General features: G+C 47.2%; 15 protein-coding genes. 2 read left to right on the forward strand and 13 right to left on the reverse strand.

Annotated features, from left to right (window positions below):
• Positions 1-9 precede the first annotated feature (9 nt).
• From thrS to ICW23_RS13670, 9 genes are all read right to left on the reverse strand, one after another.
• Positions 10-1,941 carry a threonine--tRNA ligase gene (gene thrS / locus ICW23_RS13630; RefSeq protein WP_029575353.1) on the reverse strand — a complete coding sequence of 644 codons (1,932 nt, stop codon included), beginning with the start codon at positions 1,939-1,941 and terminating at the stop codon, positions 10-12.
• A gap of 410 nt (positions 1,942-2,351) precedes the next feature.
• A complete protein-coding gene (ytxC, locus tag ICW23_RS13635) occupies positions 2,352-3,182 on the reverse strand; it encodes a putative sporulation protein YtxC (RefSeq protein WP_016938621.1) in 831 nt (276 codons plus the stop codon).
• Between the two features lie 65 nt (positions 3,183-3,247).
• Positions 3,248-3,889 carry a TVP38/TMEM64 family protein gene (locus ICW23_RS13640; RefSeq protein ID WP_029575352.1) on the reverse strand — a complete coding sequence of 214 codons (642 nt, stop codon included), beginning with the start codon at positions 3,887-3,889 and terminating at the stop codon, positions 3,248-3,250.
• Between the two features lie 31 nt (positions 3,890-3,920).
• Positions 3,921-4,856, reverse strand: coding sequence for a primosomal protein DnaI (gene dnaI, locus ICW23_RS13645; RefSeq protein WP_016938619.1), 936 nt, complete (start codon positions 4,854-4,856; stop codon positions 3,921-3,923).
• Positions 4,857-4,880: 24 nt separating this feature from the next.
• Positions 4,881-6,293: a replicative helicase loading/DNA remodeling protein DnaB gene (dnaB, locus tag ICW23_RS13650; RefSeq protein WP_016938618.1), complete on the reverse strand. Its 1,413-nt coding sequence runs from the start codon at positions 6,291-6,293 to the stop codon at positions 4,881-4,883.
• A 110-nt stretch (positions 6,294-6,403) separates the two neighbouring features.
• Positions 6,404-6,862, reverse strand: a complete 459-nt coding sequence (gene nrdR / locus ICW23_RS13655; protein WP_003152473.1) for a transcriptional regulator NrdR — start codon at positions 6,860-6,862, stop codon at positions 6,404-6,406.
• A 249-nt stretch (positions 6,863-7,111) separates the two neighbouring features.
• On the reverse strand, positions 7,112-7,492 hold the full coding sequence (gene speD, locus ICW23_RS13660; protein ID WP_003152471.1) for an adenosylmethionine decarboxylase: 381 nt from the start codon (positions 7,490-7,492) through the stop codon (positions 7,112-7,114).
• 238 nt (positions 7,493-7,730) lie between these two features.
• Positions 7,731-8,753 carry a glyceraldehyde-3-phosphate dehydrogenase gene (locus ICW23_RS13665; protein WP_045925223.1) on the reverse strand — a complete coding sequence of 341 codons (1,023 nt, stop codon included), beginning with the start codon at positions 8,751-8,753 and terminating at the stop codon, positions 7,731-7,733.
• 208 nt (positions 8,754-8,961) lie between these two features.
• On the reverse strand, positions 8,962-9,348 hold the full coding sequence (locus tag ICW23_RS13670; RefSeq protein ID WP_049627153.1) for a winged helix-turn-helix transcriptional regulator: 387 nt from the start codon (positions 9,346-9,348) through the stop codon (positions 8,962-8,964).
• Positions 9,349-9,531: 183 nt separating this feature from the next.
• On the opposite strand from ICW23_RS13670, the gene ICW23_RS13675 reads away from it, so the two are divergent.
• A complete protein-coding gene (locus ICW23_RS13675; RefSeq protein WP_188154630.1) occupies positions 9,532-10,731 on the forward strand; it encodes an MFS transporter in 1,200 nt (399 codons plus the stop codon).
• A gap of 58 nt (positions 10,732-10,789) precedes the next feature.
• Positions 10,790-11,632, forward strand: coding sequence for an aldo/keto reductase (locus ICW23_RS13680; protein ID WP_049627155.1), 843 nt, complete (start codon positions 10,790-10,792; stop codon positions 11,630-11,632).
• Between the two features lie 38 nt (positions 11,633-11,670).
• On the opposite strand, the gene coaE is transcribed toward ICW23_RS13680, so the two are convergent.
• From coaE to polA, 4 genes are all read right to left on the reverse strand, one after another.
• On the reverse strand, positions 11,671-12,264 hold the full coding sequence (coaE, locus tag ICW23_RS13685; RefSeq protein WP_047476910.1) for a dephospho-CoA kinase: 594 nt from the start codon (positions 12,262-12,264) through the stop codon (positions 11,671-11,673).
• 15 nt (positions 12,265-12,279) lie between these two features.
• Positions 12,280-12,912, reverse strand: a complete 633-nt coding sequence (ytaF, locus tag ICW23_RS13690; RefSeq protein ID WP_016938612.1) for a sporulation membrane protein YtaF — start codon at positions 12,910-12,912, stop codon at positions 12,280-12,282.
• A 136-nt stretch (positions 12,913-13,048) separates the two neighbouring features.
• Complete coding sequence (gene mutM, locus ICW23_RS13695; protein ID WP_016938611.1) at positions 13,049-13,879, reverse strand: DNA-formamidopyrimidine glycosylase; 831 nt, start codon at positions 13,877-13,879, stop codon at positions 13,049-13,051.
• Between the two features lie 28 nt (positions 13,880-13,907).
• On the reverse strand, positions 13,908-16,547 hold the full coding sequence (gene polA, locus ICW23_RS13700) for a DNA polymerase I (RefSeq protein WP_016938610.1): 2,640 nt from the start codon (positions 16,545-16,547) through the stop codon (positions 13,908-13,910).
• Positions 16,548-16,705: the final 158 nt, after the last annotated feature.

Here is a 16,705-nt window from a genome sequence, read left to right on the forward strand (position 1 = left end):
TGTGTCTGTTTATTTTTTCGCTTCGGCTACAGCCTTTTTCACAAAATCGTCCAATGAAACGGTTTCGGATTTCTGCTCGCCGTATTTCCGGACGTTTACCGCGCCGTTTTCAGCTTCTTGGTCACCGACCACAAGCATGTACGGGATTTTTTGCATTTGCGCTTCACGGATTTTATAGCCGATTTTCTCATCCCGGCTGTCAAGCTCGACACGCAGGCCTTCGCGCTGCAGGCGCTCCTGCACTTTTTTCGCGTAGTCAAGATGCACAGACGGTGATACAGGAATGACTTGGAATTGCACAGGCGCAAGCCATGTCGGAAGGGCGCCTTTGTGCTCTTCGATTAAGAAAGCAACAAAGCGTTCCATCGTTGACACGACGCCTCGGTGAATAACGACTGGACGGTGCTGTTTGCCGTCTTCTCCGACGTAAGTGAGATCAAAGCGTTCCGGAAGAAGGAAGTCAAGCTGCACGGTTGACAATGTCTCTTCTTTGCCGATCGCCGTTTTCACCTGCACGTCAAGCTTAGGGCCGTAAAACGCCGCTTCGCCTTCCGCTTCATAGTAATCATGGCCGATTTCATCCATTGCCGCCTTCAGCATGGATTGCGCTTTATTCCACATCTCATCATCATCAAAATATTTTTCCGTATCTTCAGGATCGCGGTAAGACAGGCGGAATGTGTAATCACTCAGGCCGAAGTCTTCGTATACGTCTTGAATCAAGCGGACCGTGCGGATGAATTCTTCTTTAATCTGATCCGGGCGGACGAAAATGTGTGCGTCATTTAACGTCATGCCGCGTACGCGCTGAAGACCTGAAAGCGCTCCTGACATTTCATAGCGGTGCATCGTTCCGAGCTCGGCGATGCGGATCGGTAGCTCCCGGTAGCTGTGAATGTCCTGTTTGTAAATCATCATATGGTGAGGACAGTTCATCGGACGGAGCACAAGCGTTTCATTGTCCATTTCCATCGGCGGGAACATGCCGTCCTGATAATGTTCCCAGTGACCTGATGTTTCGTACAGGTCTTTGCTTCCGAGAACAGGCGTATACACGTGTTCATAGCCGAGGCTCAGCTCTTTATCCACAATGTAGCGCTCAATCACGCGGCGGATGGTCGCGCCTTTCGGCAGCCAGAGCGGCAGGCCTTGTCCGACTTTTTGAGAGTTGGCGAACAATTTTAGTTCTTTGCCCAGTTTTCTGTGGTCGCGTTCTTTCGCTTCTTCAAGCATGCGCAAATGCTCTTTCAGGTCATCCTTTTTAAAGAAAGCCGTGCCGTAAATGCGCTGAAGCATTTGGTTTTTGCTGTCTCCGCGCCAGTATGCGCCTGCAAGGCTGAGCAGCTTAAATTCTTTAATTTTTCCTGTAGACGGCACGTGCACGCCGCGGCAGAGGTCAAAAAATTCACCCTGCTCATAAATGGAGACCGTTTCTCCTTCTGGGATGGCATCCAGCAGTTCAAGCTTCAGATTATCGCCGATTTCCGCAAACATGGCTTTTGCTTCCTCACGGCTCACTTCTTTTCGGATGATCGGCAGATTTTCACCGACGATGCGTTTCATTTCTTTTTCAATCTTCGGAAGATCATCCGGCGTCAGCGCCTGCTCCATTTCAACGTCATAATAGAACCCGTTTTCAATGACGGGGCCGACTCCGAATTTCACATCTTTATAAATGCGTTTAATCGCCTGAGCCAATAAATGCGCCGTGCTGTGACGCATGATATTCAGGCCTTCTTCTGTGCCTTCTGTAATAATTTCTACGGCACCGTCCTCTTGAATCGGCGTTCTTAAATCAATTTCCTGTCCGTTCAGTTTTCCGGCTAAAGACTTTTTCTTTAATCCCGGACTGATGGATGCCGCGATATCTTCTGTTGTTGTTCCTTTCGGAAATTCCTTTACCGCTCCGTCCGGAAATGTGATGTTGATCATATCTGACATCTTCGTCACTCCTTTTTTTATGCAAATCAAAAACCCCGCCCCCTATGAAAGGGACGAGGTTAAATAAACGGAATCGTGGTTCCACCCTTTTTTCCGCGCGGCCTGTTTTTTTCGGCACCTGCGGCTCTAAACTCTGTAACGGGAGTTCCCGTCAGCTATTACTGGCGCTTATTCCGGCGTTCACAGCTGAAGTTCAAAGGCGGTAAAGACAATGATCCATAGCTGGAAAGCTTTCAGCCTGGGCTCTCCTCTCTTATAAAGCCGGTATCAATGCTTCATGTCCTTATCAATACGTGTAGCAATCATTAATCTGTTATGTATTATAAAATGTCTGTGAGAAAAATGCAACTCGGTTTTCCGTCTGATTTCGCACAGACAGCCCCGCTGCTGCCGCAAGGCCGTCTGTGCAGCTATCCTTCCGTCTTTTCCGCCGCAAACGCGCCTAACGGAAAAAGACGCACCCGCTCCTGAAACACGTTTTGAATCGTTCTGGACATCATATGCTCCGGTTTGTCCGTATACAGTTCTACCGTCTCAGGCGCGATGGAGATCAGCGGCGCAAGCAGGTGGGAATCTATATACATCGGGTGCTCCCGCACAAACCGTCTGTCTATGTATTTTTTCTGTTCCCGTTCTGACACGTAGCGCAGCTCCCACAGTGTAAAAGCCCGGTCATGTACGATATGGACTTTCTTCATCCGCGGCGGATTGGATGTCACGTAATCTCTCAAAGACTGGATAAAGTTTTGATATTCCTGTTCCATCCGGTATTCATCTATCGCAGCCTCGGTATATTCCCTGAGCCGCTCATAATACCTGCCGAGCCGGAACGTCTGAAACGAACGCACGGAAAAAACACCCGCATCAAGTGAAATCGTCCGGAGCGCTTCTGAAATAAACTGTGTGCGCGGCTCTTTCTTCGGCTCAAACGGATGATCATCAAGCTCCCCTTCCATAATGCTGTGTGCAAGCTGAAGGATTTGCTGCTGTTCATCCTGATCGGTGAAGCAGTATTCGTCTTCAATAAGCGAAAGCATATGCTCGTCTTCTTTACATTCTAAAAAAAATCTGACCAGGATCGGCTCAATAAAGCGCTGAACGCAAAAAGCCGATTCAGACCTTGCGATTCCGACTTTTTTTATGCCTTCACGGACAATAAAATGTCTCCGGTCGTCCGATTGCTGAATGAGATGTAAAAAAGCGGCGGTATCGTGGTCATCTTCAAAGATCACTTCAAGCATATTTGTCCCCCCTTACGGCATCTGTTACAAGTATATGGGGGATGTTTTTAAAATAGACGTAAAGGTTAGCTTTCACCGCCGAACAAATGGCGGACCTTCTTCTTAAAGATGAGGGGAAGCGATAAAAACACGATGTAAAGACAGATGACTCCGAGCATGTTCAGCACATTTCCGGACATAAAGCTCGCGCCAAGCACATTCAGAACGATCGTCCCCGGAATGATGCCCGCTGCGGTCGCCAAAAAATATGTCATCGGCCTGACTTTCGAAAGACCCGCGGCATAGCTGATCACATCAAAATTTACAGGCAGAATGCGAAGGATAAAAATATAAAAGAAGCCATTGGTTTTCATCTGCTTTTGAATGGCTTCCATTTTTCCGTGACGGCTTTTTTCTTTAAAGGCAAACAGCCCGGCCGCAAAAAAAGACGCGGCCGCAGCGCCCATTGAGCCCGCCAGCGTATACACGGTGCCGAAAAACGGTCCGAACGCCAATCCTCCGGCGACGGAAACGATTGATACGGGAAACAGCACAAAAGGCCTGACGATGGAAATTCCGATAAACACAAGCGGCGCAAAGACACCGAACGATAACACCCAAAGACGGATCTCCTTAGGCGACAGATTCAGATATTTGCGGTTTGCCCACAACAAAAGGCCCGCTCCCGCCGCAGCCGCAGCCCATGTGACAGCCTTCTTATTCCTCATTCCCTCAAATCCTTCCCTTTGGACGCCGGCATTATGGACGGCGGCGGTTTTCCCCGTCAAGACGGACAGGCGAAGCCAAATATAAAATCCGCTCCATCAATCTTGCCGCTTTTACCTCTTCCTTTTCTCCCCGCTGTGAATACGTAAAATGATGCTTCAGCTCGTCAGGTGAAAAATTAGACGAGAAAAACGTGGGAAGCTGCTGGCTCATTCTGTGCTGAAGCACGGTGCCGATGACCTCATCCCTGACCCAGCTTGTCATTGACTCCGCTCCGATGTCATCAAGCATCAGGACGGGCGTCGTTTTGACCATATTCAGTTTCTCCTCCAGCGACTGATCCTGGAGAGAGTTTTTCAGCTCTCTGACAAATTCGGGAACATATACGATCATTGATGAATATTCTTTTTCCGCCAGCTCATTGGCGATGGCGGCTAGAATAAATGTCTTTCCGATTCCGAATTTTCCGTACAGATACAGCCCTTTGCCTTTGCCCGTTTCATTATAGCTCTTCAGAAAATCCGTCACATGCTGGAAGATGCCAAGTCTGCTCGGATCTGTAATGTCGATCTGCTGAAACGTCGCGCCGAGAAGATCCCGCTGGATATACATGCTCTTCATCAGGGACTTTTGTCTTTTCTGGCGGTCGAGCTTTCTCTTTTCCGGACATTCGTAATATTCAATATCAATAGAACGTCCGTTGATCACAAGCTTCGGATGATAGCCTTCAAGCAGGCTGTTCGTCTCGTTGTCTTTTGAACAGAAGGCGCACTGCTTGCTTTGCTGAACGTATTCGTACAGTTTATTTAACCCTCTGTCAATCATGCTTTGATTAATTGCATCTTTCTGTTCCTTCAAAAAAGCCTGGACGTCTTTGTCGGCCATGACTTGCTGCTGCATTCGTTCCAGGCGTTTTTGAAAGTCAGGTCTCTTCGTCACGCCTTCTAAGGATCGGCTGATCGGTTCCATTCAGTATCACCCCGCTTCTCTGTCTCAGTAGGCAGAGTATTTTTTCAGTTTTTTCATTTCTTCCATCATTTTTTTCTTCTGTTCTTCGAGATCCTCCGCGGAAAGAGCCGGCTGCTGTTCAGACTTCTTCCCGGTTTCTTCTTCTTTCATCCAATCAGGGCGCTTTTCTTCCCGGACGGTTTTTTTGCCGCGCGCAGCGCCGTTTGTTTTGCCGTCCGCCCAATCAAGATACTGCCTGTGCTCTTCTATTGCGAGCTTCATTGCTTCCCGGACCGTTTTTACTTTCTTTCTGGCCCAGTGAGCGGCGATTTTTTGAATATAGTTTTTGGACAGCTTCATATCCGTTTTCAGCATGACATAATAAATCAGCACATTGGTGACACCGGGCTCAAGCTTCTGTTCGAACATAATATCAGCGATAATCTGCAAGTCTGCTTTGGACGGCTCGGTCCCGTCCGCAATGTCCTGAAGAAGCTTTCTCGGTGATATGGTCTCAAGCTGTGCAATGAGTTCGGCATTCAATGAATCGTCCTTTTCCGTCTTGTTTTCCCGCAGGCGGACAGGCTGTGTTTTATCAATCAGTTCCGGAAGCTTCCCGCTTCTTTCAATTTGGTACCAGTCGCTGGCCGCTTTCCTCAGCGCTTCGGCCGTTATCGTATCCTGTTCATTAATAGCGGTCATGACGACGTGCTGCATGGAGATAGGATCTATTCCGTATAAATATGAAAGCTTTTTAATGCTCTCCCGCACGTCCTGCGTGATTGATTTGCGCGGTATCATCGTTTCTGACAGTCCCGCCATGAAAAGCTCAAAATCAAACACTTCCTCCGTCACCGTATAGGAAGGCGCTTGTCCGACAGACGCCGTCTCATAGTCCTCGGGGAGCTTCATCGCTTCTTCCATATCCGGCGTCATTTTCCATTCGCTCGGCTGAAAAGAGGCAAAGGCGTGATTAAACGGACGCGTAATTTCCCTTGCGTCCGCGCCGACGGAAGGATGCGTGTAAAATTGTCTCAGCTGCTGGTATTTCGTTTTACCGACTCTGTTATAAAGAAAGACATTCAGCATGCCGTCTTCAAAAAAATCATTCGGTCTGAGCGGGGGCAGCAGCTCATAAATAAACATCCGTTCCTTTTGCTCGGACTCCCGGATATACACTTTCAGCAGCCCGATTCCTTCAAGCTTTCCCTGTTCATGATGAATCTTTTTTAAATTTGCCTGCATCATGCCCATCAGCTGTCTGTGCGTGGATTCAGCTCCCCACAAACGGTTCTGCTCAAGCTCCCCCCATAAAGTCATATACAGAGAGAATGCAAATGAACCGATCAGCGGCTGGTACAGATGTGTCAAAACCTGTCTGTCGACATCCTGAAGAAGCGAACGGCTTTTGACCGTATAAGGATCTACAGGCAATACGTCATTCCAATAGTCAGCCATGATTCTCAAACCTTCCGATATGTTTCTACTCTCATTTTACACCGTTTCCGTCATCTATCAAATGCCAATTTTGCTCATGAGAAAAGAGCCAGACATCATCTCTTAGCTCTTTAGCGCTCTTTCTTTATTAAATCTTTCAATTCATCAATAAACACGTTTATATCTTTAAACTGCCGGTAGACCGAGGCAAAGCGGACATAAGACACCTCATCTATTTTCGCCAGCCGGTCCATCACCATTTCTCCGACAAGTTCGCTTTTGACTTCAGATACGCCTTGATTTCGCAGCTCTTTTTCAATGTCAAAGCACATGTCTTCAAGTGTTTTTAAAGGAACGGGCCTTTTTTCACAGGCTTTAATTAATCCGCGCAGCATTTTTTCACGGCTGAATTCTTCCCGGACGCCTTCTTTTTTCACGACGATCAGAGGCATCTCTTCAAACTTCTCAAATGTAGTGAAGCGGTAATGGCAGGCTTCGCACTCCCGCCTTCTGCGGATTGATTTCCCTTCGTCCGCAGGCCGTGAATCAAGTACGCGGGAACCGTTATGCTGGCATGAAGGACATTTCAATTGGATCAGCTCCCATCTGTTTCATTGCTGTAATGCGGTTCGCAAGCTTCCGGTAAATGCCCGCCAACGTATCTAGGATGAGCCTATTGTGTTGGGAGAGCCGATAGACCGGCCTTATCTTCTTCTATTTTACAAAAAAATTGCTTAAAGAAAAAGCAATGCTGTTTTTTTACATAAGAAAAGGAGCATCAGCTTCAAAGCGCGTAATGGCTTTTTCAGCTTAGCTCCCTTGTGTTTGCGTTTTGAAAATTACAGTACTTTCGCTTGTGCCTGTTTAATCTGTACAGGCCCCATTCCTCTCGGTATTTCAATGTTTTCTCTTGTATCTGCATGTAATGCGTCCGCAATGTAATCAGCAGCCACATTAGGATCCAGGTCTCCACAAGTATAAACATCAATGCTTGCATATCCGTGTTCAGGAAAACTGTGAATCGTTAAATGTGACTCAGAAATAATAACGACTCCGCTTACGCCTTGCGGTGCAAATTTGTGAAATGCGACCTCGCGCACTTCAGCTCCTGATTTCAAAGCAGCATTTACAAACGTTTTTTCAATAAAATCCATGTCATTGAGCTTATCAAAATCGCATCCCCACAGCTCGGAGATGACGTGACGCCCCATTGTTTCCATAATCATGGACCCCCCTTAACAAGAATTAAAAAAGTGAATTTCCGAGAACTGACCCGGCCATTTACCACGGGGGAAAGTTAGTCCGGAGAGGTCCTAACCCTTTAAGTAATTCCGAAGCAGTCACGAGCAAGAAGTTCACGAAAGATAGTATACTGTGTTTAAGTTTATTTTGCAAGGAGTGTTTTTTTGCAAATATGCCGTTAAGGGTTTTTTCTAACAAATGTCCATGATCTTTATTCTACACAGCTGACGGGTGTTTCATTCGCGCGGCGACGTGGCGGATAAGATCAACGACCCGGCAGGAATATCCCCATTCATTGTCATACCAGGCGAGCACCTTTACTTTTCGGTCTTCCATCACCATTGTCGTCAGCCCGTCAATGATCGCCGAGTGTGAATTCGTATTATAATCCGAAGAAACGAGCGGTTCATCCGAATAATCAAGTATTCCGTACATTGACGTCTTTGCGGCTCGTTGGAACGCGGCGTTCACTTGCTCGGCCGACACATCTGTTTTCAGGTCACAGACAAGGTCCACTAAGGACACGTTGGGAACGGGAACCCGCAAAGCCAGGCCGTGCAGTTTTCCTTTCAGATGAGGCAGCACGAGCGACAGCGCTTTAGCCGCGCCTGTAGAAGTCGGAATGATGGATTCTCCGCACGCTCTCGCCCTCCGCAGATCTTTATGCGGATTGTCGATATTTTTTTGGTCATTCGTGTAAGCGTGAACGGTCGTCATCAGGCCGCTCTCAATCCCGAATTCCTGATCAAGCACTTTGACGACCGGTGCAAGACAGTTTGTCGTGCAGGATGCATTTGAAATAATTACATGTTCATCCGGATTGAACTTTTCTTCATTCACTCCCATGACAATGGTAACGTCTTCATTTTTACCCGGAGCCGTTAAAATAACCTTTTTCGCCCCTGCTTCAATATGGCTCATCGCTTTTTCTTTTGAATTAAATTTTCCCGTTGCCTCTATAACGATGTCTATTCCGCACTCTTTCCACGGAAGCTCTCTCGGATCCCGCCGATTGAACAGCATAATATGTTTTCCGTTGACGATCAGACTGTCTTCGGCGGCTTCGACTTCTTGACCGTATTTGCCGTGAATTGTGTCATACTTTATCAAATGAGCAAGCGTTTCCGGGGGATAGCTTGCATTAATGGCTGTTATTTGAATTTGATCATCTTCCATCGCTTTTCTGAACACCATTCTTCCGATTCTTCCAAACCCGTTGATTGCTACTTTTACCTTCATGCCCAGGTCACCCCTTTTTAATATGCCACTCTAATTTAATTTTAATTATATATAGTATAACACATTAAAAGAAATCCGCCAGTACAACTTAATAAAAATCCGCCCTTATACCGATCAATATGTTGTTCAATCGGTTTTTTTGCATATAAAATGCTCTTTTTTCCATAAAAAAAAGCAGGATCAGCATCTCTGGCTGCCTGCTTTTTTCTTATATTTGTTCCGGATCTTTAAATTTGTCATTTAAAATGCTGTCCTCTAATACGGATGACACCTCGCCGTACCGTTTAGAAATATGCATCGCGCCCCAGTCGCACAGCGCGTTTAAAATTCTTTCCAGGCTGTGGCCGTATTCACTCAATTCGTATTCCACTTTCGGCGGCACCTGATTGTACACGATCCGGTTGATGACGCCGTCAGCTTCCAATTCCCGCAATTGCTGTGTCAGCATCTTTTGGGTAATGTCCGGCATAAGCCGCTTCAATTCGCTTGTCCGCTTTTTTCCGCGCATCAGGTGGCAGAGGATCACACACTTCCATTTTCCGCCGATCACTTCTAGCGTCGCCTCTACAGATATATTGTATTTTTTCTTCAGCAACGGTAATTCCTCCTCATCTATAGGAACTAAAAAGTGCCTATGGCACTTAAAAGTACGTTCTTTTCAATGACTCATCTATCGATCATAATGACATTTGCCGGCTGAAAAGGAATGTACTCTTATACTTATATCGTTTACCCGGCATCATTTCAACCATACATTTTCGTTCAAGGAGGAAAACAGATGTCTTCACATCGCCAAAGCTATTTACCAGCACTGCTGGCATTAGCCGTCAGTGCTTTTGCGATCGGCACAACCGAATTTATCAGCGTCGGACTGCTGCCGCTTATATCTCATGATCTGCATATACCTGTGACAACGGCGGGACTTACCGTTTCCATGTATGCTCTGGGCGTGACATTCGGCGCCCCGGTTTTAACTTCTCTTACATCAGGCATGTCGCGGAAAACGCTGCTGCTCTGGGTAATGCTGATTTTTATCGCCGGAAATACACTTGCAGCGAGCGCTTCCTCAATCGGCGTCTTACTGGCGGCGCGGGTCATTTCGGCTTTTTCCCACGGCATTTTCATGTCAATCGGGGCAACAATCGCCGCCAATATCGTGCCGGAGCATAAAAGAGCAAGCGCGATTTCCATTATGTTCACGGGGCTGACGGTGGCTACAGTGACCGGTGTTCCGTTCGGGACCTATCTCGGCCAGCAATTCGGGTGGAGAATCGCATTTGCCGTCATCGTCGCGGTAGGAATCATTGCATTTCTCACAAATGCGCTTCTCGTTCCGTCAAATTTGCGCAAAGGAACGAAAACCGCATTTTCCGAACAGATAAAACTCGTCAAAAACGGCCGGCTGCTGCTTTTATTTATTATTACAGCGTTAGGCTACGGCGGAACGTTTGTCGTGTTTACGTATTTATCTCCGCTTCTTCAGGAAGTAACCGGTTTTCAGAAAGAAACCGTCGCGGCCATCCTGCTTGTTTACGGAATTGCGATTGCGATCGGAAACATGATCGGCGGCCGGTTATCAAATCGGAATCCGCTGAGAGCATTGTTTTACATGTTCATTGTCCAGGCGGCTGTGCTGTTTGTCTTGACTTTTACCGCGCCGTTTAAAACAGCCGGACTGATCACCATTATTTTTATGGGGCTGTTGGCGTTTATGAATGTGCCGGGGCTTCAGGTATATGTCGTGATGCTGAGTGAACGTTTTGCGCCAAGCGCCGTTGATACAGCATCAGCTTTAAACATCGCGGCATTTAATGCCGGAATCGCAATCGGTTCTTTTGCCGGCGGGATTATAACAGATTCAATCGGGATTATTCATACCGCTTGGATCGGGGCGTTAATGGTGCTCAGCGCGGTCATGTTAACCGGATGGAGCAGAAAGCTTGAAAAGCGGGATCGCACTGTCCTTGAAAGGAGGTGAGTTTTTCTTCAGCGCATTTTGATTTTTTTAACAAACAAACAATAGGAGGAACATATACATGACAACACATTTACAAGCAAAAGCGACATTGCATAACGGCGTAAAGATGCCTTGGTTCGGTATCGGAGTATTTAAAGTAGAGGAAGGCGCGGAGCTCGTCAATGCGGTGAAAACGGCACTGGCGCACGGCTATCGCAGTGTTGATACCGCCGCGATTTACGGAAATGAAGAGGGTGTCGGCGAAGGCATCCGCCAAGGATTGCAAGAAGCGGGATTAAAGCGTGAAGACATTTTTGTCACGTCAAAAGTGTGGAATGCCGATTTAGGGTATGAAGAAACGTTAAAAGCGTTTGACACAAGTTTAGAAAAACTCGGTTTAGACTATTTAGATTTATATTTGATCCATTGGCCTGTCGAAGGAAAGTACATCGATGCGTGGCGGGCGCTCGAAACCCTCTACCGGGATGGACGCATTAAGGCGATCGGGGTCAGCAATTTCCAAATTCACCATCTGAAACATCTCATGAAAGAAACGGAAATCAAGCCGATGATTAACCAGGTGGAGTACCACCCCCGTCTGACTCAGAAAGAACTGCACGCTTTCTGCGCCGAACAAAATATTCAGCTTGAAGCATGGTCGCCATTGATGCAAGGCCAGCTGCTTGATCATCCCGTCTTACAGGAAATCGCTGAGAAATACGGCAAATCAGCCGCTCAAGTGATTTTGCGCTGGGATTTGCAAAACGGCGTCATCACCATTCCGAAATCAACTAAAAAACACCGTATTGAAGAAAATGCAAATGTCTTTGATTTCGAACTGTCAGCTGACGATATGAAGCGGATTGATGATCTGAACGAAAATCTCCGTGTCGGCCCGGACCCTGACAATTTTGATTTTTAACCAGAAAAACACCGTTCGGTTTTCCGAACGGTGTTTATTTATGTCCAGCTGCTCAATATTTCCTCCAGCTGATGCTTCGTATAGTCAAGACTGCCGCTGTTATCAATGACGGCGTCAGCTTTTTTTGTTTTGTCTGCTAAAGGCATTTGCGACGTTATCCGGCTCATCGCTTCTTCTTCTGTAAGTGAATTCCGCTTCATCAGCCGTTTGAGCTGAATGTCTGCCGGTACGGTGACGACGAGCACTTTGCCGACCAGATAGTCAAGCCCGCTTTCATACAAAAGCGGGATATCCAAAACGACGAACCGCTCTTTTCGCGCAACGGCTTCATCCCGCTGTTTCATCATTTCCGCACGCACTGCCGGATGAACGATCTGATTCAGCATCAGACGCTTCTGTTCGTCCGTAAAAACGATAGAACCGAGTTTTTTTCTGTCAATGCCGCCGTTTTCCAGCAGGATGTCTTTTCCGAACGCTTCAACGATCTGTCCGTAAGCCGGCATTCCTTTTTCCACCGCCTGCTTAGCGATGACATCCGCATCAATGACTGTTATTTTTTTGTCGATCAGCATGCGCGCTACCGTGCTTTTGCCGCTGGCGATGCCTCCCGTTAAACCGATGACCAAGCTCAAAAAGCCCACTCCTTCTTACATTTTCCAAATCCCGATGATAATCAGCAGGATCCCCGGCAAAAATGTCATTTTATCTATCCAATTCCACCTTGAAAGAAAATGCCCGGCGTTGATGCCGAATGACACAAACAGCGAGCTCATCACCCCGACGGTCACGCTCATCATAACCGGAGAAAAACCGAGAATGGCCGCTCCCATGCCTGCGCCAAAGGCGTCAATAGATAAGGCGATACCGAGCAGAAGCGCTTCGACTCCATTAATGGTTCCGGATTGATCAATATCGGCGCTGGTCGGCTTTTTCAAAATGTGAATCACGATGCCGAGCGATTTCACTTCAAGGTTTAGCAGCGTTTTTTCGTGTAATAAGTAATCCGGCTCTTTCGCCGGTTTAAAAAATTGATAGATGACCCATGCCCCGATTCCGATTAAGATCAGCCCGCCCAGTTTCTCCGTGACGGATACAGGGAAAATCTTTGTCAGAAAATGGCCGATCAGCATGGATATAAACATCACAGAGGCTGAACAGCAAGCGATCACGGCAATCGCTTTGAACGGGATTTTCATTTTTCTCAATCCATACGTAAACCCGACTGAAAAACTGTCCAAGCTGACAGCAAAAGCCAAAAGCAGCAAAGAAACAATCTCCATATCCGTTTCTCCCTTTCTCTTGATCGGCAATTGTGACATATGCCTATTGGGTGAATCACAATATATATATGGAGAAAGGTCATCAACTGTGTTAGAAAAAAGTCATTCTGCTGCCGCCTGCTTGAACAGCTTCAGTTTATGATTTTTTTTGGCATCGGGCGCAGAAATGCGTACCCCTTCCGCCGACTACGATTTTAGAAATCATCGTGCCGCACGTTTTGCACGGCTCATCCTTTTTGCCGTATACGTAATGTTTGAGCTGAAACATTCCGATTTCCCCTTGAGAATTGATATAAGACCGGACGGTGCTCCCGCCCGCGTCAATCGCTTCCTGAAGGGTGTCTTTAATTTCTGTATGAAGCGTTTTTATCTGTCCGTCAGACAGGCTGTTCGCTTTTGTCTCAGGGTGAATCCGCGCCCGGAATAAAGCTTCATCGACATAAATGTTGCCGAGGCCGACGACTGCTTTTTGATCGAGCAGGGCGGTTTTCACCGCGCGGTTCGTTTTTGCCAGCCGCTCTTTTAAATAGGCGGCGGTAAAGGCTTCATCATCTGGTTCGGGTCCGAGCTGTGAAAGCGGTAATGCATTCAGTTCCTCTCCCGGCGCAAATAAATGCATCGTGCCGAATTTCCGGACATCCCGGTAGCGGAGCTCTGTTCCGTCCGTCATGCGAAACACGACGTGAACATGTTTGTCGTCAGGCTCATCGGCCTGATAAAGACCGTATTTCCCCTCCATCCGGAGATGGGACACCATGACATAATGATCCAGATGGAAAAGCAAAAACTTTCCCCTTCTTCCGATGGATCGGATGGTTTCTCCTGCAATCTGCCGCGCGAATTCCTCCGGCTCGGCGGGTTTTTTGATGATATTCGGCCATCTGATGTCCGCCGATTCAATCGTTTTCCCCTTCACAAGACCGGTCAGAGTGCGCCGGACCGTTTCAACTTCTGGTAATTCCGGCACAATCATCACTTCCTTTTTCTCTGTTTATTTATTTTGCATCGTACCAAGACGGTCCTGAAGCATAATCCGCCTTTAACGGCACGTCTAATGCCAAAGCATGCTCCATCACTTCAGGAACCAGCTTCTCTAATATTTCAATTTCTTCCTTAGGCGCTTCAAAAATCAATTCATCGTGCACCTGAAGCAGCAGTCTTGCCTTCAGTTTTTTCTCCTTCAGCTCAGCTGCCATATCAATCATGGCTTTTTTAATAATATCAGCGGCGCTGCCCTGAATCGGCGTATTCATGGCCGTCCGTTCCGCAAAGCTCCGCAGGTTGAAGTTGCGGCTTGTCAGCTCAGGGATGTAGCGGCGGCGCTGCATAAGAGTCGTCACATATCCTTTTTGTTTCGCTTCCTGCACCGATTCTTCCATATACGCCTTGACGCCCGGAAAGCTTTCCAAGTAGCGGTCAATAAAAGCGCCCGCTTCTTTCCGGGTGATGCCGAGGTTTTGCGACAGCCCGTAATCACTGATGCCGTAAACGATCCCGAAATTGACGGCCTTTGCCTGACGGCGCATCGCCTGTGTCACTTCATCCTCGCTGACATGAAACACATCCATTGCGGTTTTTGTGTGAATGTCCATATCATTCGTAAACGCCTCAATCAGATTTTCATCTTTTGAAATATGCGCAAGCACCCTTAACTCAATTTGTGAATAATCAGCGGCGAAAATTAGCCAGTCCGGTTCTGACGGAACGAAAGCCTGACGGATTTTCCGTCCTTCCTCCAGCCTGATCGGAATGTTTTGCAGGTTCGGATCAGTTGAACTGAGGCGCCCGGTTTGAGTCAATGCCTGATTGAATCGCGTATGCACCTTATGAGAATCCTTGCGTGTGACTTTCAGCAGCCCTTCAATATAAGTTGATTGGAGTTTGCCGATTTGTCTATATTGCAGAATGTAGGCGACGATATCATGTTTGTCTGCGAGCTTCTCCAGCACATCGGCTGAAGTGGAATAGCCTGTTTTTGTTTTCTTTACTGGCGGCAGGCCGAGCTTTTCAAACAGAATGACGCCGAGCTGTTTTGGTGAATTGATGTTAAACGGTTCACCGGCGATGTCATGGATTTTTTCTTCATATTCTTTCAGCTTCGCGCCGAGCTCTTCGCCCATTCGCTTCAGTCTATCAACATCCACTTTGACGCCCATTGATTCCATTTCTCCGAGAATAAGCGCAAGCGGGAGTTCGAGATCTTCATATAATTCAAGCTGATTATTTTCTTCCAGCGCGTGCAGCAGTTTGTCCCGGAGGCTGTTAACGGCAGACGCTTTTCGCGCGAGATGATCGGCAAGCTCTTTTTCAGCCGGAACGGCGCGCTTTGCGCCTTTTCCGTAAACCGCTTCATCTTTTGAAACGATATTCAGGCCGTATTCTTTCGCTACGCTCGCGACATCGTCGTACGAATTGCCCGGGTTTATAATGTAGGCAGCAAGAAGCGCATCAAATTCCGTTCCCTTCAGCTCAATTCCCTGCCAGCGCAAAGCGACAACGGAGCGTTTGCTGTCAAACACCCACTTTTTCTTCGACTCATCTTCAGCCCAGGATTTAAACGCTTCGGACTGGATGGCGGTTTCTTTCGGAATATAATAAAGGCCTGTTTCATTCACGATGGAAAAGCCGAGTATCGGTTCTTCGTGATAGTTATCCCCGATTTGTTCGACGACTAAAGCGGACGGCGAAACGAGCATAGCTTCGGTGATTTCTTCGGCCGTTTCAACATTGATGTCCTCAAAATCTTCTTCCGCCGTTTCTCCGCTATCTTCACCGAGCCGCTCCAGCAGCGTGTTAAAACCGAGGTCTTTAAAAATGGCAACGACTTGTTCACGGTCGAACCCTTGATAATCTAAATCGTCAAGCTTGACTTCAATCGGCGCATTTGTCATAATCGTCGCCAGCTCTTTGCTCATCAGGGCTTGTTCTTTATATTCTTCGAGCTTTTCTTTTAATTTTTTCCCGCTGACTTCATCAATTGAATCAAGCAGTTTCTCAACCGAATGGAACTGCTTCAAGAGTTTAATTGCCGTTTTTTCGCCGACGCCGGGAACGCCCGGGATGTTATCGGAGGAATCCCCCATTAATCCCTTCATATCAATGATTTGCAAAGGGGTCAGACCGTACTTTTCTTCGACGTGTTCCGGCGTGTAATCTTCCACGTCGGTAATGCCTTTTCTCGTAATAGCAACGGTCGTTTTCCCGGTTGCAAGCTGCGTTAAGTCTTTGTCTCCGGAAAATACCTTTACTTCAAAGCCGTCTTTCTCAGCAGATACGGCAAGTGTGCCGATAATATCATCCGCTTCGTATTCAGGAAGCTCATAGCGGCTGATGTTATAAGCATCGAGGAGCTCACGGATGAACGGCATCTGTTCAGAAAGCTCCGGCGGCGTTTTTTGCCTTCCGCCTTTATATTCTTTAAACGTGCTGTGGCGGAAAGTCGTTTTTCCCGCATCAAAAGCCACCAGCATGTGGGTCGGTTTTTCATCCTCCAGCATTTTCATTAAAATCATCGCAAACCCGTATACGGCATTTGTATGAATGCCTTTTTCATTGCTTAGAAGCGGTAATGCAAAAAACGCCCGGTACGCCAGACTGTTTCCGTCGACAAGCACTAATTTTTTTCGTTCCGTCATTCAATATCCTCCTAAGAGCAAAAGCTCGTCATTCCTCTGTTTTTTAATCTCACAGCTTCTCTTATTTTAACAAAGTTCAATTTGAAAGGAAAATGAGCGGACCCCGTGAAAACGCAAAAAAGGACGGGAACAAGAAAACACGTTCCCGCCGTCAAAAT

Origin of the sequence: Bacillus sp. 1021 (genome assembly GCF_014534735.1) — a bacterium.
Classification (GTDB): domain Bacteria; phylum Bacillota; class Bacilli; order Bacillales; family Bacillaceae; genus Bacillus; species Bacillus siamensis.